Raw genomic sequence first — 18,013 nt, 5'->3', positions numbered from 1 at the left:
GAGCCGGTCGGGGAGACCGGAGGCAGGCATGCCTGATAAGGCACGGCCGAGCCAGAAGGAACCTGACGGGAAGGAATACCGCTGGGCAGGTGAAGTCAGCCAGCGTCTGGAAGCGGATACTACGCGCGGCGGGCCTGATCGTCAACACAGGAATGAGGCTGGCGCGCCGGAGGTCAAGGCTACTTGATGCCGCCCAGCCAGCCTTTTTTCCAGAACCACAGCAGGGGCAGTACAATGGTGGCCGCCATGAGCCCGAGCGAGTACCAGTAGCCGAAAGACCAGCTCAGTTCCGGCATGTCTTTGAAGTTCATACCGTAAATACCAGCAATCAGGGTCGGGGCGACCCCAATGAAGCTGACAACGGTCAGCACCTTCATCACCCCGTTCTGTTCGATGTTGATGAACCCCAGAGTGGCGTCAAGCAGGAACTCCACCTTGTCCTGAGACTGGGAGACATACGCATCGAGCGAGGACAGGTCACGGCTGACTGATGTAATGCGCGCGCGCAGAATGCCCGATAGCGCATAGGCCGCCGTTGTCTTGCTCTCTTCTCCCGGTGCTGCTGTGGCAAGTGGGGTGGGCGGTGCGGTGCGAGGTGTGCACAGGGCAAACCCCGTGACAGGAATGGTGGATGCGGTTTTGCGGCTTTCGCCCAGAAACAGGGCAATGCGCTCCATGCCCAGCAGTGTGTCCCGCATGCGTGAGCACAGATTGCCCGCCTCGCCAACACGCTGGAGCAGGTTGCGCTGCCATACGGCCACGTTACGGATGGGGGGCTGCTGTGTGCGGGCACGAAAAATATCGTGCGAGAGCGTATCCAGCAGGTTGCCCATGCTTTCCAGAATATCGGCCAGCCGGTCCACAATGGCTTCGATCAGGGCGACCAGTATCTCGCTCGGGTGGAGCTGGGTGTCGTGCTGGGGCGGGATCTCGGTGGGTGGGGGGGATGTGCTCGGGCGTTCAGGTGCGGCGTGTGGTGGGGGCATGGCGGAGGTCATACACCCCGCTACAAGCTGGGCTACGCTCTCGAACGCCAGATAGAACTGGAAACGGATGGTAAAAAGCCGCTTTTCGGTCAGGATAAAACCCACAGGCATGGTCTGGAAATCCGACCCGCTCTTGCGCAGCAGGGGGGAAGACAGAAAAGCCGCGCCATTGCGGACACTGATGCGTGATGAACTTTCGATCGCACTCAGGTCTTCCAGTGAGGGAATGGGCTGGCCACAGAGTTTTTCCGCCAGAGCCAGTTCATGGGAAGTGGGGTTGAGGAGATCCAGCCAGACAGCATTTCTGGCATCGTCTTCCGTTTCAACGGCGCGAGCAGGCATACCGGGCCTGTGGGCCAGAAACATGCGATTCTCCCAGTTCGTGCCCTGTGGGCCTGTATAGCTTGCTATTGTCCGGTTCTGGCGCTTGCCTGCCGGAGCACGTGCATGTTCAAGTATGACGCGTTTGTCGGGTTTGTGGCAAGATGACCACGCGGGACCGTGCAATGCGGTGGCGCATCTGGTAAGCCATTTTGCCAGTTGAAAAGAGTAGAATACGGGGTGCCCCAGCAGGGCGCGCCATGGGGTTAAAGGAGCGGCAGAACGAGTAATGGCGAACCCGATCGAACACGGCGGCGCAGCGGCGCAGAGCAATTCCTTCAGGCAGCAGCCTGACGAGCACGGGCATTTTGGTGGCCGGTACGGTGGCCGCTTTGTGGCCGAAACGCTCATGCCGCTTATTCTGGAACTGAATGAGGCGTACGAGGCCGCAAAGGCCGACCCCGCTTTTCATAAGGAACTGGCATATTACCAGACCGATTATATCGGTCGGCCCAGCCCGCTATGGTTCGCCCGGCGTATGACCGAAGCGTTTGGGGGAGCAAAAATCTACCTCAAGCGTGAGGAACTCAATCACACCGGTTCGCACAAGCTCAATAATGTCATGGGGCAGATCCTGCTTGCCCGCCGCATGGGCCGCACCCGCATTGTGGCAGAAACCGGGGCCGGCCAGCACGGCGTGGCGACCGCAACCGTATGCGCCCTGTTTGGCATGAAATGCGTGATCTACATGGGTGCTACCGATGTGGAGCGGCAGAAGCCAAACGTGTTCCGTATGCGCCTGCTGGGGGCGGAGGTTGTGCCCGTAACTGCTGGTGCCGGCACGCTCAAGGACGCCATGAACGAAGCCATGCGGGACTGGGTGGCCAATGTGGCCGACACCTACATGCTGATCGGCACTGTGGCTGGCCCGCACCCGTACCCCGCCATGGTACGTGATTTCCAGAGCGTGATCGGTGAGGAAACCAAAGCGCAGATGCAGGCCGCCGAAGGCCGTCTGCCCGATGTAGTGGTAGCCGCCATTGGGGGTGGCTCCAACGCCATGGGGATTTTTTACCCGTTTCTCGATGATGTGTCCGTGCGCCTGATTGGCGTGGAAGCCGCGGGTCACGGGCTGGATAGCGGCAAAACCGCCGCCTCCATCGAGCGTGGTCGCCCCGGTGTGCTGCACGGCAACCGCACTTACCTGCTGCAGAACGCGGATGGCCAGATTGACGAGGCCCATTCCATCAGCGCCGGGCTGGACTACCCCGGTGTCGGCCCCGAACATTCCTGGCTGAACGATATCGGGCGCGCAGAATACGTGGGTGCGACCGATACCGAGGCGCTGGAAGCCTTCCAGCTCTGCACAAAGCTGGAAGGGATTATTCCCGCTCTCGAATCGGCGCATGCCGTTGCCTATGCGGCCAGAATTGCCCCCACCTTGTCCAAGGACACATTGCTGGTGGTGAACCTGTCCGGCCGGGGGGACAAGGATATCTTCACTGTTGCCGAACATCTGGGAGTCACGCTGTGAGCCGTATTGCCGCCCGTTTTAAAGCCCTTGCTGCCCAAGGCCGTGGTGCGCTCATCCCCTATCTGGAGGCGTATGACCCGGACCGGGAGACTTCTCTGGAACTGTTCCGCGCCATGCCAGCGGCTGGTGCCGACCTGATCGAGGTTGGCATGCCTTTTTCCGATCCATCGGCCGATGGTCCGGTTATTCAGGCCGCCGCCCTACGCGGGCTCAAGGCCGGTGCCACGCTGGTTGGCGTGCTGGATATGGTGGCCGAATTCCGTAAGGGGGATGATGAAACCCCGGTGATTCTGATGGGGTACGTCAACCCGGTTGAATCCTATGGTTACGAACGTTTCTGCAAGGATGCCGCCGCCGCAGGGGTGGATGGGCTTATTCTGGTTGATCTCCCCCCCGAGGAAGGGGCAGTTATCGCCGCTCCCGCACAGGCTGCGGGGCTGGACATTATTCGTCTGGTCGCCCCCACCACGCCGGATGCCCGTCTGGAGTACGTGCTGGGGCATGCATCGGGCTTTGTGTATTATGTGAGCATTGTGGGCATTACGGGCACCCGCTCGGCCAGTGCGCATGACCTTGCTGGCGCCATTCCCCGCATACGTGCGGCCACAGACCTGCCCATAGCCATTGGTTTTGGCGTTCGCACGCCCGAACAGGCCGCGCAGGCGGCCAGCATTGCCGATGGGGCCGTTGTGGCCTCGGCCCTGCTGGCCACACTGGCGCAAACGCTGGATGAACAGGGGCGCGCCACACCCCAGACCCTGCCGCGTGTGCTGGAGCAGATCCGTGGTCTGGCACAGGCAGTCCGTGCTGCGGGCCAGTTGCCGGAATGACAGGCGGTCGTGACTGCCCATGACCAATAAGCCGCGTAGTGTTGTCGTGGGCGGTGGCCCGGCCGGGCTTGCCGCAGCCGAGTATCTGGCCGAGCGCGGGTTTGGCGTGCAGGTTATGGAGCGCATGCCAAGCCTTGGCCGCAAGTTTCTGATGGCTGGGCGGGGTGGGCTGAACATTGCCCATTCCGAAGCGCATGGGACGGTGCTGGAGCGCTATGGTCCCGCCAACTCCTGGCTGCGTCCCGCGCTGGACGCATGGACCATGCAGAACATCCGGGACTGGATGGCAGGGCTGGGGCAGGAGAGTTTTATTGGCTCCTCTGGCCGGGTCTTTCCCGTGGGGATGAAGGCATCCCCCCTGCTGCGGGCATGGCTTGCCCGCCTGAACGCTGCTGGCGTGACTTTCCAGACCCGTGCGGACTGGCAGGGGTGGGGGGCGCATGAACAGCTCGTGTTTAACCTGCAACAGGCAGGGGATGGAGCGCCCCATAAGGTTGAACTGGCGGCAGATGCCGTAGTGCTGGCCCTTGGTGGGGCAAGCTGGCCACGGCTGGGCAGTTCCGGTGGCTGGGTGCCCCTGCTGCAACAGCGTGGGGTGGACGTGGCCCCTCTGGAGCCTGCCAATTGCGGGTTTTGCACCCCATGGTCCACCTCTTTTGCCGAGCGTTTTGCCGGAACCCCCCTAAAACCTGTAGCCCTCACATTTGAAGGCAGGCGTGTGCGGGGTGAAATTGTGCTGACCCGTACAGGCATGGAAGGGGGCGCGCTCTATGCGCTCTCCCGCGCCGTGCGGCAGGTCATAACAGCGCAGGGGCAGGCAACCGTGCTGTGTGACCTGCGCCCCGACCTGAGTGGGCAGGACCTGCTGGACAGGCTACGCGCCACCCGAATGCGGGAGAGCCTGAGCAACCGCTTGCGCAAGGCTATAAAGCTGGCTCCCGCAGCCGTGGCGCTGCTGCGGGAGGCGAGGGACGTGCTGCCAGCAGACCCGCGTGCCTTGGCCGCCCTGATCAAGGCTGTTCCTGTCACTTTTTACGCGCCAGAGCCGTTGGCCCGCGCCATTTCCACCGCCGGAGGGATTACACAGGCAGCGTGTGACGAATCCTTTATGCTCAGGGCGCTGCCCGGTGTGTTTGTTGCAGGCGAGATGCTGGACTGGGAGGCCCCGACCGGGGGCTACCTGCTCCATGCCTGCCTTGCCACCGGCCGTGCGGCGGCAAAGGGGGCAGAGGCATGGTTGCGCAAGGGTGGGGCAAAGCGGTATCCCCTCCAGCCATGAACAGCATGATTACAATGGGGGAGGTGCCGGGTGGCGGTCCGGCACAGATGGACCTTGGCGAACTTCTGGCTACGCGTCTGCTGGTTCAGGGGAACTCCGGATCGGGCAAGTCGCATCTTCTGCGGCGGCTGCTGGAGCAGTCTGCCCGTATGGTGCAGCAGGCCATTATTGACCCCGAAGGCGATTTTGTCAGTCTGGCTGAAAAATTCGGCCATCTGGTCATAGAGGGTGCCGATCATTCAGAAATGGCCCTGCACGCCGCAGGTGAGCGCATGCGCATGCACCGCGCGTCCGTTGTGCTTAATCTGGAAGGGCTGGATGCGGACCAGCAGATGCGCTGGGCGGCGGCTTTTCTGGGCGGTATGTTCGAGGTGCCGCGTCAGCACTGGTACCCTGTGCTGGTGGTGGTGGACGAAGCCCAGCTGTTTGCGCCAGCCGCAGCGGGCGAAGTATCGGACGAGGCCCGCCGGGCCTCCCTTGGCGCCATGACCAACCTGATGTGCCGTGGGCGCAAACGTGGCCTTGCCGGTATTATTGCAACCCAGCGTCTGGCCAAGCTGGCCAAGAACGTGGCGGCGGAAGCCTCCAATTTTCTGATGGGCCGCACGTTTCTGGATATCGACATGGCACGTGCGGCCGACCTGCTGGGTATGGAGCGCAGGCAGGCCGAAGCGTTCCGGGACCTCGCCCGTGGTACGTTTGTCGCCCTTGGTCCGGCCCTTAGCCGCAGGCCACTTTCGGTCCGTATTGGCGCGGTGGAAACCGAAAGCCGCTCGGCCGGGCCGGTGCTTGCCCCCTTTGAACCGCCAACCGCGCCGGTGCACGAGCTTATTCTGGCTCCCGTGCCGGTGCATGACCTGCCTGCCCGCCAGCGCAAGGCCCCTGCTCCTTCCGCCCCCGACCTGCTGACGCAGCTTGCTGCCCACGGGGAGGCTCAGGCCAGTGTGCAGGCCGAGCAGGAGCAGGAGGAAGACACGGCAGAAACCCAGGCCGAGCGCGAAGCCCGTATGACCGCCGTCCTGCGTGACATGATGGAGGATGAGGAGTCGTCCTTCAGGCCCGTGCCAGTTCTGTATCAGGACTTTCTGGTGCGTTGCCGCATTGCCGGGCTGGGGCGCAATGCGCTGGACCTGCGGCGCTTCAACCGTGCGCTGGCCACAGCACGTAGCGGGGTAAGCGAAGATACCTCCTCCTCCACGCAGTGGCAGGAGGCCGAACTGCGCGCATCATCCCTGCCGGAAGATCTGCAGGCGGTCTTTCTGTTTCTGGCCCGTGCGGCCATTGAGCGCACGCCATGCCCGTCCGATGCCCAGATTGCCAAGGTGTATGGCACGGTTTCGACCGGGCGTGCACGCCGCCTGCTGGCATGGCTGGAGGACCAGAATCTGCTCGTATTGCGGGCCGATGGCATGGGGCGGCGGGTGCTGACCTTTATAGGAACAGGGTGGGAAACACTGCCCGGTATGGCCGATAGCTGACCAGCCCGCCCGTTTTGTGTGGCAAAAGGCGCAAAAGAACACGCCCGCGGGCATGACGGGCGGAACGGGGAGTGCTATAGGCCGAGGCATGACGGACGACCCGCCCTTTAGCCCGGCCCTGCTGCCTGCTGGCTTTGTAGATCTGCTCACCCCCGATGCCCGAACGGAAGCGCGGGGTGTGGCTACTCTTATGGATGTGTTTGCCTCCCACGGCTACGACAGCGTCCGCCCGCCTCTTATGGAGTTTGAGGAGACCTATCTTGCCGGTGCGGGGGTGGCTCTGGCGGAGCAGTGCTTCCGGGTCATGGACCCTGATACGCGGCGCATGATGGTCTTGCGCCCCGACATTACCCCCCAGATCGCGCGTATGGCCGCGACTCGCGTTGCAGGGTCGCCGCGCCCGCTTCGTGTCTCTTACGCCGGGCCGTGTGTTGTGGTGGCCCCTGTGGCGGCGGAGGAAAGCAGCCGCCAGATCATGCAGACCGGCATAGAACTGATCGGCCCGGATTCCCCCGAAGCAGATGCCGAGGTCATGTCCATCGGGGCAGAAGCACTCAAGCGTCTGGGGGTGAAGGATGTCTCCTTCGACCTGACCATGCCGCCCTTTATTCCCGCCCTGCTGGAAGAGGCCGGTGTGCCCGCCGCCCAGCGCCCGGCACTTATGCGCGCACTTGACCGCAAGGATGCCGCCGCCGTGGCCCAGCATGGGGGTGCATTGGCCGCCACGCTTATTGCCCTGCTGGATGCCACCGGGGCTGCCGAACATACTGTGGCGCAACTGGCAGAACTGACCCTGCCTCCAAAGGCCCGCATTGTTCTGGACCGGCTGATTGATACGGTCGCAGCCGTGCGCGAAATCTGCCCGGACCTGCGCATGACCGCGGACCCGGTGGAGTTCCGGGGCTGGAAGTACCATACCGGCGTATGCGTAACCCTGTTTGCCGTTGGCCGCTCGGAAGAACTGGGGCGTGGCGGGCGTTATCTTTGCAATGATAACGAACCGGCCTGTGGGTTAACCCTGCGCCCCGATGTGCTGTTCCGCATGATCCCCCCCACACCAGCCCGTGCGCGTGTGTATCTGGCAGCAGATGCCAGCAGGCAGGAAGCAGCCGCTTTGCGTTCGCAGGGATACGCCACGGTGCGGGGTTTTGCTTCCGGTGCGCAGGCCGAGGCCGAGGCACGGCATTTGGGTTGTGGCATCATTCTTTCAGGCACTCAGCGGGTGGATCTGGCCTGAGGGCTTGCCCTTGGGTGCGATTGTTTTCTTTTTGACCAGCAGGCAGTTTTTTTCAGGAGCAGACCGTCTATGTCCAACGTAACCGTGATCGGTGCCCAGTGGGGCGATGAAGGCAAAGGCAAAATTGTTGACTGGCTCGCCAGCCGGGCCGACGTGGTGGTGCGTTTTCAGGGTGGTCACAATGCCGGCCATACGCTGGTGGTTGGCAATCAGGTTTACAAACTGTCGCTCCTGCCTTCAGGCGTTGTGAGTGGTAAGCTGGGCATTATCGGCAATGGCGTTGTGGTGGACCCGCAGGCTCTGCTGGCCGAAATTGCCCGCATTGGCGAACAGGGGCTGAAGGTTACGCCCGAAACCCTGAAAATTGCTGAAAACGTGCCCCTGATCCTGCCCGTGCATGGTGCGCTCGACCGCGCGCGTGAGGCCGCCCGTGGTGACCGCAAGATCGGCACCACAGGCCGTGGCATTGGCCCTGCGTATGAAGACAAGGTGGCCCGCCGTGCCATCCGCCTGTGCGATCTGGCAGAGCCTGAAACGCTGGACTGGAAGCTGGACGAACTGCTCCTGCACCATAACACCCTGCTGGCAGGCCTTGGCGCGCAGACTTTCTCCAAGGAAGAACTGCTTGCCTTCCTGAGCGATGTTGCCCCCAAGGTGCTGCCATACATGGCTGCAACATGGGACATTCTGGACGATGCCCGCCGTAATGGCCGCCGTATCCTGTTTGAAGGTGCGCAGGCCGTTATGCTGGACGTGGACCACGGGACGTACCCGTTTGTGACCAGTTCCAACACGGTTGCCTCCAATGCGGGTACGGGGGCTGGCATGGGACCGTCGGCTGCCGGGTTTGTGCTGGGTATTGCCAAGGCATACTGCACCCGCGTGGGTGAAGGGCCGTTCCCGACCGAACTGCATGACGGCATTGGCCGCCGCCTTGGTGAGCGCGGCCATGAATTCGGCACGGTTACGGGGCGTCCGCGCCGTTGTGGCTGGTTTGATGCGGTTCTGGTCCGTCATGCTGTGCGGGTTGGTGGCATCAACGGGCTGGCCCTGACCAAGCTGGACGTGCTGGATGGTCTGGACGAGATCAACATCTGCATCGGTTATGAACTGGATGGCCAGAAGATAGAGCGCTTCCCGTCCGGTTCAGCCGCACAGCAGCGTGTGCGCCCGATGTATGAAACGATGGAAGGCTGGAAAGAAACCACACAGGGTGCCCGTCGCTGGGCAGACCTGCCCGCGCAGGCCATCAAGTATGTCCGCCGGGTGGAAGAACTGGTGGGGGCACCTGTAACCCTGCTGTCCACCAGCCCGGACCGGGATGACACCATTCTGGTGCGTGACCCGTTTGAAGACTGAATTTATGATGGCTTTACGACAAGCCCCTTAAAGCCCCGGCCTTTGCGCCGGGGCTTTTTTGTTGGGGGTCTGCTGCTTTCGGGGGTGAGTCATAAAACATTCATAAAGTGGTTTTTCCCGTGTGAATGGCGGCTTTTATGGGGGTGCAGAGGGGCATAATGCGGCCAGCCCGGGGTTTGGGGCAGAGGGGCGGTTGTTTTTTGTCATCTGCGCGTCATATCCTAGGTGCAGGTTTTTAAAAGGCATTCTGGTATGCATAAGGCAGATCTTCTGGTTGTTGAGGATGATCCGGCACTCGCCCGGCTTGTTAGCTACAATCTGGAAAAACAGGGTTACATGGTTCGCCACGCGGCGGACGGAGAGGCGGCCCTGGATTACGTTCGGCAACGTCGGCCGGACCTGATCCTGCTGGACTGGATGCTGCCAGGTATTTCCGGGCTGGAAGTTTGCCGCCGCTTGCGCGAGCAGGCCAGAACGGCAGCCTTGCCCATTATCATGTTCAGTGCCCGTGGCGAGGAAGCAGACACCATTCGTGGGCTGGATACAGGGGCGGATGATTATCTGGTCAAGCCCTTCAGCATGGATGCGCTGTTTGCCCGGGTTAAAGCCATTCTGCGCCGGGCCCCCCCGGCGGATAAAACCCTGCGGTTTGATACGTTGGTCATGGACCGAGTGAGCCACAAGGTTGAGCGTGATGGTCGTCTGCTGTCTCTGGGGCCAACGGAATACCGGCTTTTAGAGTTCCTTATGCTGCACCCGGCACAGGTTTTCTCGCGTGAGGAACTGCTTAAACATGCATGGGAGCGCAGCTCCTTCGTGGAACTGCGCACAGTGGATGTGCATATCCGCCGCCTGCGGCAAACCTTGAACGAAGGGGGCGGGGTGGACCTGATCCGTACCGTGCGGGCCCGTGGCTATGCGCTGGATAAAGTGCAGGACCCGGACTAAGCAACAACCGCAAAAAGGGGCGGCTGATCATGCATGCTTGGCTGGCGGCACTCTGCGGTATGGCAGGGGGCGGTGCGTTGGCGGCTCTGTCGCTGTCTATCGCCCGCTCGAGCCGCTTTGAACCCTTGCCGGGAAATACGGAACGGCAGAAAACCCGGATCGGGCGCGATGCCGCTTCCGCAGTAACGCTGGATGAGGTTATGGCCTGCCTGCCTGCGGCAACACTGGTGCTGAATGACACACGCCTGCCATGTGTGATTTCGGCCGAGGCCAGACGGCAGTTTACAAACAGCCTTGGCAGCATTATCCGCCATCCGGCTTTTCAAAGTTCGGTGGACAGGCTTCTGGCGCAAAAAAAGGAAGACCAGCAACCGGCGGAAGCGCTGATCGTGCTGGATATTCCCCATTACCGCGTTGTGCGGGCGTGGCTGCAGAAGAAAACGGTGCCAGATGCCTTTCTGCCTGAAGGCTACCGCAAGGGCGGTGGAGCGTTTTCGTCCAGAATAACGCTGGTCTTTGTTGCCTTGCATGATGAGACCGAGGCCGTTCTGGCCGAGCGGCAGCACACGGATTTTGTGGCCTTTGCCAGCCATGAACTGCGCACGCCGCTGGCTTCTCTGCTGGGGTTCATAGAAACCCTGCAAGGTCCTGCGGCGGATGATCCGGTTATTCAAAAAGAGTTTTTAGGTATTATGTCCGAGCAGGCCAGACGTATGCAGCGTCTGCTTGACGGGCTGCTTTATCTGTCCCGTGTGCAGATGCAGGAACATCATAGACCCAGAGAAACAATAGGCATTGCCGAACTGCTCAGGCGTTTGTCGGATGAGGCAGCGGGGTTGATTGCGGGTAAACCTGTCCATTTTCAGGTGCAGGCGGATGATGCGCAGGAACTCTGCGTGCAGGGGGATGAGGCCCAGCTTTTGCAGGTGCTGATGAACCTTGTGGAAAATGCGCTCAAATACGGCCTGTTTGATCGGGGTAAACGCAATGAAGACCCGTTGGACATTACGGTTTCCTGCACGCGGGCTGCCAGAAATTCTGGCTGGCCTGCCGAACCGGGGCTGGTGCTGAGTGTTACGGATACGGGGCCGGGTATTCCCGCGCGGCACCTTAACCGCTTGACCGAACGGTTCTACCGCGTGGCCAAAACGGCCGCCAGTGTGCAGGGCAGTGGGCTGGGTCTGGCCATTGTGCAGCAGATTCTGGCTCGTCATGATGGGCGTTTTGTTGTGGAAAGCACGGTGGGTGAAGGAACAGCCTGCCGGATATGGCTGCCGCTGCTTAACTAGGTCTGCCGTGTCATAAAACCGTCATTCAATTGTCCCGAAAGCATAACACCATTCTGTTCTGATTTACTTTAACCCGGAACGGCACGGCACGTTTTTGTAGCCGTAAACTTTTGCAATTGGCTCAGGGAAAAAACCAACATGCGTTTTTCAGTCAGGTCTGGAATGTGTCTGGCCGTTATGACCACCTTCCTTACGGCACTTCCAGCAGCATCTCGGGCCGAGAGCGTGACCGGCGCAGGTTCTAGCTTTGCCGCTCCGATCTATGAGGCATGGGGTGCGGTTGCAAAGTCCGCTACTGGCGTGACCGTCAACTACCAGAGCGTGGGTTCCAGCGCAGGCCAGAACCAGATCGTGGCTGGCACGGTTGATTTTGGCGCATCCGATGCGCCGATGGATGCCCAGAAGCTTGAAACCAACCACCTCTTCCAGTTTCCCACGGTTATGGGTGGCATTGTTCCGGTTGTGAACATCCCCGGCGGGATCAAGCCCGATACGATCACGCTGAGTGGTGATGTGCTGGCCGCAATCTATGCAGGCACCATTACCTCATGGAACGATCCCAAGATCGTTGCGCTCAATCCCGGTGTCAAGCTGCCAGAAGTGGCCATTGCACCTGTTCATCGTGCGGATGGTTCGGGCACGACCTTTGTGTTCACGTCCTACCTTGCCGGTTCTTCCTCCTCATGGAAGGAAAACTACGGTGCAAGCACATCCATCAGCTGGCCCGGTGGTCTGGGTGCGCGTGGGAATGACGGCGTTGCCGCAACCGTGCAGAACACCGAAGGTGGCATTGGTTATGTGGAATACGCTTATGCAAGCCGTAACCACCTGACGACCGTTCGCCTGCGCAACCATGCAGGGGCCAGCGTTGCAGCGGGCATGACCAGCTTCTCCCACGCAGCACAGGCAGCAGACTGGAGCCATGCTTCCCACTTTGCCATTAACCTGCTGGACACGGATGGTCAGGAAGCCTGGCCGATCATGTCTGCAACTTACGTGCTGGTTCCCGTGCCTGCCCGTAACGCCGGGCGTGATCAGGCCGTGCAGAAGTTCTTTGGCTGGAGCTTCAATAACGGTGATAGCGTTGCGACCAAGCTGGATTACGTTCCGCTGCCCAAAACCGTTAAGGACAGCATTATGTCCGCATGGAAAAGCGGCAAATAATCAGCTGTCTATAATTTTTACTGCGTATTTGAGCTTATTTGAAAGCGGCCCTGAAACGGGCCGCTTTTTTTCATAATTCCGTAACAAAACCATCACCGAAGCATCACGCACAAGAAAGTTATGGCGGGTTATTCACTCCTCATCGTTCTTATCATGGAATGGCCACAATGCGCTGTAACTCGCTTTTTTCTTCTGTTGCTCTAACGTCTTTTATGTTGGCTGGAATCGCTCCTGTGGCCGAGGCAGCTTCCACTGAGGATTCCGAAATCCGTTTGCTGCGTGCGGAAATGTCCCAGATGCGTCGGGATATGCAGCAGCAGATCGTCATCCTTAAGCATCAGCTGGCCAAAAGCGATGCAACCACAAACAAAGGCCGCATGGGTCAGGCAGCTGGCCACGGCCGCCATACCACGCATGTTGCTGATGGGAACTATGATCCGAACGTGCAGTTTGGCGAGCAGGAACCCATGAAAAAGGTTGCGCCCCTGTCCGGCGTGGGCACTCCCCCGTCTGACCGTGGTGACACTATGTCCTGGAAAGACTTCAAGGCTGCCACGGCTTCTGATGAAGAAGTACGCGTTGGCGGCATGATTGTCGGCTTCCCCAAAGGTCGCTTTACGGTCTCTTCCGAAGACGGTGTTTACGGCTTCTCGGTCGGTCTGGCATTTCATGAAGACTTTGGTGGCTTCCTTGATGCTGGTCCGCGTGGCAACGAAGCTCATGGCGATTTCAATGGCTTTACCGAAAATGCCCGTCGTCTCCGTATTCCTTTCACCTTCCGGTATAAAGACTGGGTTGCTAACGTAACACCTGATTTTGGTGCTGGCGGTCCTGATGGTAACTCTACGGATCAGGGTTTGTATGAAGCTAACCTGAACTATACAGGTCTGCACAACACGATCCTGACGGTTGGTTACTTCCAGCCACGCGTGACGGAAGAAGACTCCGAAAGCTCGAACGACTTCGAAATGATGGAACGTCCTGCTATTACCGATGCCGTACGTAAAATTGCCGCAGGGGACGCCCGCTTCAGCTTCGGTGGCCTGCATTACGAAAAACGCTGGTGGATTGCTTCTTACTTTACAGGGCAGACCTACGGCGACCGTAAGGGTAACTCCGGTACTGCGAGCGCAACCAACCAGTACAATATGAATAGCCAGACGGGTGCTACGTTCCGTGCTGCTGGTCGTCCATATGTGTCAAAAGATATTGACGTGCACGTGGGTATTTCTGCCATTAGTGCCTTCAAGGTCGCGGAATACTGCAATAATTTTCAGAATACTGCCAATAATTGCAGTCGTACCGCTAGATTCGGCCAGTCGCCGGAAGTTAACTTGACCAGCACTAATCTGGTTAGCGCGGCAATCAGCAACGCATCATCAATCTGGTCCGCAGGGCCGGAACTTGGTTTCCGTTGGAAAAAGTTGTTACTTAAAGGCGAATACTACAACATTGGTGTAGAGCGTGGTAATCAGGCAACCACTGCTGCAGCACAGAAAACTGTTCATCTTCAGGGTTATTATGGCGCTGCCAACTACACCCTGTTTGGTAAAGGCCGCCAATATAACATCAAAGAAGGTGCGTTCAGCACTCCAAGTGTTGAACACGAATTTGACCCCTCACGTGGCTACTGGGGTGCGCTGGAAGTTACGGGTCGTTACAGCGTAACCGACTTCAGCGATGTTTCGGCCAATGTGAATGGTGGACGTCAGACCGTATGGTCCGGTGGTCTTAACTGGTATCCTAACCGTCACTTTCGCTTCATGCTTGACTTTAATCACTTCATTGTTTCCCAGAATGGCTCTGCGTGGAACAGTGCTGGTCGTAACGGGAACTCTCTTGCCGCCCGTGTGCAGGCTGCGTTCTGAAGCAGTCTGTCGCTGGCTTTGGTCAGAGATCAGTATGGGAAAGGGTCATTCGCAAGAATGGCCCTTTTTTTTGTCAAACCGTAAAAACAGGAGAATAAAAAACCATGCCTTCTGGCATGGTTTTTTATTTGAATCAGCACTCGTGGGCAGCTGTAGGGAAGCTTGTCATGTGCAGTGGCCGCCGCCGCACAGCTTGCTTGCAAAACCTGTATGGCCCAGATATTATGTGGATATCCGGGCCTAAGGTTAGCGTGAGTACCCATATCCGTAAGCGGGCTGGGGAGCGGGCAGGACGTTCTTGTAAGCAATCATGCAGGCCACATAGGCATTGTTATACTGTGTTTGAATGCCGCCCTGCTGGCTGTTGGAATAGAGACTTCCGCCCAGACCGCCACCCATGGCCCCTGCGGCGGCCCCAATGCCCGCACCGGCGCCACCGCCTGCGGCGGCCCCAAGTCCCGCACCCAGAGCAGTTGCAGCCAGGCCGCCGTAAATGGCCTTATGATTCTGGCGTTCGGCCTGCCCCTGCACGGCGGCGGCTGCCTGAGAGCGGCAGAAATTCTGTTCCTGCAGGAATTGTCCATACTCCTTGCCCGGACCGGGGAGGACCTGCGCGGTCGGCCCCATTGGAGTTTCCGCACAGCCAGCCAGCAAAAGAACGGGCAAAAAAACAATAGGAAGTGCTATAAACTTCATTTCACTTACTCCAGATTATATTGGACGATGTTCGTGTGAGGGAAGTATGTCATTTTTTTTCTAGTATAGGAATAATAGAAAATGTGGGGAGCAGGGCCGCCAGACCTGAGCGGCCCCTGTTTGTCTTAATCTGACGTGTAAGCCTAGAGGGCTGTGTTAAGCCGCGTGACCAGCAACTGGTTGATGCGGAAGCCTTCCACGTCCACCACCTCAAACCGGAATCCCGCTGCATCGACCCTGTCGGTCTTGCGGGCCATACGGCGCAGGCGGTGCATGATAAAGCCGCTGATTGTATCAAACTGTTCATGGTCGGGCAGGTTTGCAATATCCAGCTCACGCATGACTTCCCCAATGGGGGCCGCGCCATCCACCAGCCAGGAATTGGCGTCACGCTGGACAATGGCCTGTTCCTCAAACGGGCTGGCCAGTCCATCCATGAGCACACCCATGATGTCCTTGAAGGTGATCAGTCCCACAACCAGTCCGTATTCGTTGACCACCAGTGCAAAACCTACGCCAGATGTATCAAACTGGGCCAATGTATCCCACAGGTTCAGTGTTTCGGGCACGGAGGATACGTCCCGTCGCATACGGGCGATGGGGTTGGAGTGCGGGCGGCCCGATGGGGCGGTGGAGGGGTCCACGACCGAGGCCAGAACGTCTTCCGCACGGATGGAGCCTATCACCTTATCCAGCCCGCCATTACAAAGCGGGTAGCGTGAATAGGGTTCCATGCGCACTTTTTCGTGGTTGTGTTCTGGCGTGTCCTGAATATCGAGAAAAATGATCTCGTCCCGGGGTGTCATGGCGGATGTAACGGACCGGTCCTGAAGTCCCAGCACGTTCTCGATCATCTGGTGTTCCTGCTGGAGCAGGGCGCCAGAGGCGGTGCCTGCAGCCAGAATGGCGTGCAGGTCCTCAGGCGTTACGGGTTCCACCGCAGAGGCTGCCGGAATTTTGAGCGCTTTGAGTACCACATCGGAAATTTTGGAAAAAACCCAGACAACAGGGTAAAGAATCCGTAACGCCAGCCGTGGGAACCAGCCTACGGCAAGGGCCACCTTATCCGGGTTGTTCATGGCGACCCGTTTGGGCAACAGGTCGGCAAACAGCACGAACATGCCGGTGACAAAAATAAAGCTGAGGGTGGAGGCCAGATTTTGTGCCCACCAGTTGGAAAGCTTCCACTGGGTGAAAAAATCAGCCAGCGGGGGAGACAGCATTTCGGAGCTGACAATACCGCCCATAATCCCCACGCCGTTCAGGCAGATCTGGATGACGGTTATAACCTGTCCGCTGTTGCGGCGGAGTGCCAGAAAAGCCTGGGCACGCGGGTCTCCTGCTTCTGCGCGGCTGCGGAGCCTGACTTCCCGGGCGGCGGCAAAGGAGATTTCGGAAAGCGCGATCAGGATGCTGATCACGATAAGCAGAACAAGGGTCAGCAGACCCATTATAAACAAAAGCAAGAGAACGTCCGCTATACGGTTAGAATGTCGCAGTATGACCAAAAAGTGTGCCGCTGACCAGCGTGATTCCCGATTGTATTTTTTATGTCACGCATGACATGCGAAAGACTTCAAAATTCTGTCAGCACGGGACGCAGAGGCTTTGCGTGCGTTGGTGAAGAACTAGTGTGCCTTGTTGTTCTCTTCGGCCGGATAAAAATTGATGTTTGATGCGCTCTATCTTGAACAGGCAGGTCAGACGGCCACCCTGCAGAAACTGCCCGAAAATACCTTGCCGGACGAGGAGGTAACAGTCCGGGTTCACTGGTCGGGCCTGAATTACAAGGATGCGCTGGCCATTACCGGGCGCGGTCCTGTGGTGCGGGCATGGCCAATGGTGCCGGGGATTGATTTTGCTGGCGTGGTCGAGCGTTCCTCCAGCCCCGATTTTACAGTCGGGCAGCAGGTTATGCTGAATGGCTGGGGTGTGGGCGAAAAGCACTGGGGCGGCCTTGCGCAAAAAGCCAGCGTTCCCGGGGCATGGTTGCTGCCCTTGCCGCAGGGTTTGAATGCCCGGCAGGTTCTGGCGCTGGGCACGGCGGGTTTTACGGCCATGCTGTGCGTACAGGCACTGGTGCGTGAAGGTGTTGAACCCGGCTCCGGCCCGGTTCTGGTCACAGGTGCGACGGGTGGGGTTGGCAGTGTGGCAGTCATGCTTCTGGCCCGACTGGGATATGAAGTTGTGGCGGTAACTGGCCGTCTGGAGGAACAACCCTACCTGCAAAGGCTTGGTGCCTCCGAGGTGCTTGCGCGTTCACATTTTGAAATGCCCTCCCGCCCATTGGAAAAAGCGCGCTGGGCGGGGGCGGTGGATGTGGTGGGCGGGCAGGTTCTGGCTTCTGTCTGCGCATCCATGAAGCCGCAGGGCGTGGTAACGGCCTGCGGTCTGGCGGGGGGGATGGCGTTCCCTGCGACTGTCGCTCCCTTTATCCTGCGCGGCGTAACACTGGTGGGCATAGATAGTGTGATGTGCCCCAAGGAGGTCCGGCAGGACATGTGGGATCGTCTGGCGCTCTTGGTGGACAGGGACCTGCTGGCGGAAATGACACGGGTTATTCCTTTGTCAGGCGCCGTAGCTGCGGCCACGGATCTGCTGGATGGCAAAATAAAAGGCCGCATTGTGGTTGAGGTGCCATGAGTCGCGGTGTTTTTTTGCAAAATCTGACGCGGATGATCATTATTTTAGGCATATGATAATTTATTGGTTAATGTAACTATTTTGGTTTTTGTGCGGTTGTGTGAAAATTTTGGAAGGCTAATGGACTGCAAAAGCGTATAAAAACCAATAAAATAGTGATTTGTTTACAACAAAAAAACAAAACTCGCGGTTAAGATAAATGAATATCCATATTTATTTGTCTGTATGGAAGATATTAACCAGATTTAAATTCTAACGTGGGATTTGTTCAAAATATCTTTCTGGGTTGGGGAAAGAGTAGCTCTTTCTTGTAGTTGAGAAAATTCTCAACTCCGTATCGCTCTTGACTAAAGTTACAGATAAATGTAACTAACAGAATTG

Annotated in this window: 15 protein-coding genes; 12 read left to right on the top strand and 3 right to left on the bottom strand. The window is 58.8% G+C overall.

Annotated features, from left to right (window positions below):
- Positions 1 to 28: 28 nt before the first annotated feature.
- Entirely contained in the window at positions 29 to 187 is a 159-nt protein-coding gene (locus AB2L51_RS05645; protein WP_395581655.1) for a hypothetical protein, read from the top strand.
- Here AB2L51_RS05645 and AB2L51_RS05640 read toward each other — a convergent pair.
- On the bottom strand, positions 180 to 1,328 hold the full coding sequence (locus tag AB2L51_RS05640; protein WP_395581756.1) for a magnesium transporter CorA family protein: 1,149 nt from the start codon (positions 1,326 to 1,328) through the stop codon (positions 180 to 182). The genes AB2L51_RS05645 and AB2L51_RS05640 overlap by 8 nt on opposite strands.
- A 268-nt stretch (positions 1,329 to 1,596) precedes the next feature.
- On the opposite strand from AB2L51_RS05640, the gene trpB reads away from it, so the two are divergent.
- The 10 genes from trpB to AB2L51_RS05590 all read left to right on the top strand — a co-directional run bounded on the left by trpB (position 1,597) and on the right by AB2L51_RS05590 (position 14,293).
- Positions 1,597 to 2,841 (top strand): tryptophan synthase subunit beta, encoded by a 1,245-nt coding sequence (gene trpB, locus AB2L51_RS05635; RefSeq protein WP_395581654.1) that lies wholly within the window; start codon positions 1,597 to 1,599, stop codon positions 2,839 to 2,841.
- Positions 2,838 to 3,671, top strand: coding sequence for a tryptophan synthase subunit alpha (gene trpA, locus AB2L51_RS05630; RefSeq protein WP_395581653.1), 834 nt, complete (start codon positions 2,838 to 2,840; stop codon positions 3,669 to 3,671). Before trpB ends, trpA begins: the two co-directional genes overlap by 4 nt.
- 19 nt (positions 3,672 to 3,690) lie before the next feature.
- Positions 3,691 to 4,950, top strand: a complete 1,260-nt coding sequence (locus AB2L51_RS05625; protein ID WP_395581652.1) for a TIGR03862 family flavoprotein — start codon at positions 3,691 to 3,693, stop codon at positions 4,948 to 4,950.
- A complete protein-coding gene (locus tag AB2L51_RS05620; protein WP_395581755.1) occupies positions 4,947 to 6,428 on the top strand; it encodes a helicase HerA domain-containing protein in 1,482 nt (493 codons plus the stop codon). The genes AB2L51_RS05625 and AB2L51_RS05620 overlap by 4 nt, the downstream gene beginning before the upstream one ends.
- Positions 6,429 to 6,480: 52 nt before the next feature.
- A complete protein-coding gene (locus AB2L51_RS05615; RefSeq protein ID WP_395581651.1) occupies positions 6,481 to 7,665 on the top strand; it encodes an ATP phosphoribosyltransferase regulatory subunit in 1,185 nt (394 codons plus the stop codon).
- Between the two features lie 69 nt (positions 7,666 to 7,734).
- The gene (locus AB2L51_RS05610; RefSeq protein WP_395581650.1) at positions 7,735 to 9,024 is read left to right on the top strand and encodes an adenylosuccinate synthase; all 1,290 of its coding nucleotides are present in this window, start codon (positions 7,735 to 7,737) and stop codon (positions 9,022 to 9,024) included.
- 252 nt (positions 9,025 to 9,276) lie between these two features.
- On the top strand, positions 9,277 to 9,972 hold the full coding sequence (phoB, locus tag AB2L51_RS05605; RefSeq protein WP_395581649.1) for a phosphate regulon transcriptional regulator PhoB: 696 nt from the start codon (positions 9,277 to 9,279) through the stop codon (positions 9,970 to 9,972).
- 29 nt (positions 9,973 to 10,001) lie between these two features.
- On the top strand, positions 10,002 to 11,261 hold the full coding sequence (locus AB2L51_RS05600; protein ID WP_395581648.1) for a sensor histidine kinase: 1,260 nt from the start codon (positions 10,002 to 10,004) through the stop codon (positions 11,259 to 11,261).
- 177 nt (positions 11,262 to 11,438) lie between these two features.
- A complete protein-coding gene (gene pstS / locus AB2L51_RS05595; protein ID WP_395581647.1) occupies positions 11,439 to 12,425 on the top strand; it encodes a phosphate ABC transporter substrate-binding protein PstS in 987 nt (328 codons plus the stop codon).
- Between the two features lie 158 nt (positions 12,426 to 12,583).
- On the top strand, positions 12,584 to 14,293 hold the full coding sequence (locus tag AB2L51_RS05590; protein ID WP_395581754.1) for an OprO/OprP family phosphate-selective porin: 1,710 nt from the start codon (positions 12,584 to 12,586) through the stop codon (positions 14,291 to 14,293).
- A 246-nt stretch (positions 14,294 to 14,539) separates the two neighbouring features.
- On the opposite strand, the gene AB2L51_RS05585 is transcribed toward AB2L51_RS05590, so the two are convergent.
- Together AB2L51_RS05585 and AB2L51_RS05580 are read right to left on the bottom strand one after the other, a co-directional pair.
- Positions 14,540 to 14,989 (bottom strand): glycine zipper family protein, encoded by a 450-nt coding sequence (locus AB2L51_RS05585; protein ID WP_395581646.1) that lies wholly within the window; start codon positions 14,987 to 14,989, stop codon positions 14,540 to 14,542.
- Between the two features lie 143 nt (positions 14,990 to 15,132).
- Positions 15,133 to 16,455 (bottom strand): hemolysin family protein, encoded by a 1,323-nt coding sequence (locus AB2L51_RS05580; RefSeq protein ID WP_395581645.1) that lies wholly within the window; start codon positions 16,453 to 16,455, stop codon positions 15,133 to 15,135.
- 202 nt (positions 16,456 to 16,657) lie between these two features.
- On the opposite strand from AB2L51_RS05580, the gene acuI reads away from it, so the two are divergent.
- A complete protein-coding gene (gene acuI / locus AB2L51_RS05575) occupies positions 16,658 to 17,632 on the top strand; it encodes an acrylyl-CoA reductase (NADPH) (protein WP_395581644.1) in 975 nt (324 codons plus the stop codon).
- Positions 17,633 to 18,013 lie beyond the last annotated feature (381 nt).

Origin of the sequence: Acetobacter fabarum (assembly GCF_040702925.2) — a bacterium.
GTDB classification, from domain to species: domain Bacteria; phylum Pseudomonadota; class Alphaproteobacteria; order Acetobacterales; family Acetobacteraceae; genus Acetobacter; species Acetobacter fabarum_B.
This window is presented reverse-complemented; position numbering and strand designations above follow the sequence as displayed.

Excerpts from the sequence above, each read along its gene's own strand:
- AB2L51_RS05645 (WP_395581655.1), top strand. The coding sequence starts at position 29 with ATGCCTGATAAGGCACGGCCGAGCCAGAAGGAACCTGACGGGAAGGAA.
- AB2L51_RS05640 (WP_395581756.1), bottom strand. The coding sequence starts at position 1,328 with ATGCCTGCTCGCGCCGTTGAAACGGAAGACGATGCCAGAAATGCTGTC.
- trpB (WP_395581654.1), top strand. The coding sequence starts at position 1,597 with ATGGCGAACCCGATCGAACACGGCGGCGCAGCGGCGCAGAGCAATTCC.
- AB2L51_RS05625 (WP_395581652.1), top strand. The coding sequence starts at position 3,691 with ATGACCAATAAGCCGCGTAGTGTTGTCGTGGGCGGTGGCCCGGCCGGG.
- AB2L51_RS05620 (WP_395581755.1), top strand. The coding sequence starts at position 4,947 with ATGAACAGCATGATTACAATGGGGGAGGTGCCGGGTGGCGGTCCGGCA.
- AB2L51_RS05615 (WP_395581651.1), top strand. The coding sequence starts at position 6,481 with ATGACGGGCGGAACGGGGAGTGCTATAGGCCGAGGCATGACGGACGAC.
- AB2L51_RS05610 (WP_395581650.1), top strand. The coding sequence starts at position 7,735 with ATGTCCAACGTAACCGTGATCGGTGCCCAGTGGGGCGATGAAGGCAAA.
- phoB (WP_395581649.1), top strand. The coding sequence starts at position 9,277 with ATGCATAAGGCAGATCTTCTGGTTGTTGAGGATGATCCGGCACTCGCC.
- AB2L51_RS05600 (WP_395581648.1), top strand. The coding sequence starts at position 10,002 with ATGCATGCTTGGCTGGCGGCACTCTGCGGTATGGCAGGGGGCGGTGCG.
- pstS (WP_395581647.1), top strand. The coding sequence starts at position 11,439 with ATGACCACCTTCCTTACGGCACTTCCAGCAGCATCTCGGGCCGAGAGC.
- AB2L51_RS05590 (WP_395581754.1), top strand. The coding sequence starts at position 12,584 with ATGGCCACAATGCGCTGTAACTCGCTTTTTTCTTCTGTTGCTCTAACG.
- AB2L51_RS05585 (WP_395581646.1), bottom strand. The coding sequence starts at position 14,989 with ATGAAGTTTATAGCACTTCCTATTGTTTTTTTGCCCGTTCTTTTGCTG.
- acuI (WP_395581644.1), top strand. The coding sequence starts at position 16,658 with ATGTTTGATGCGCTCTATCTTGAACAGGCAGGTCAGACGGCCACCCTG.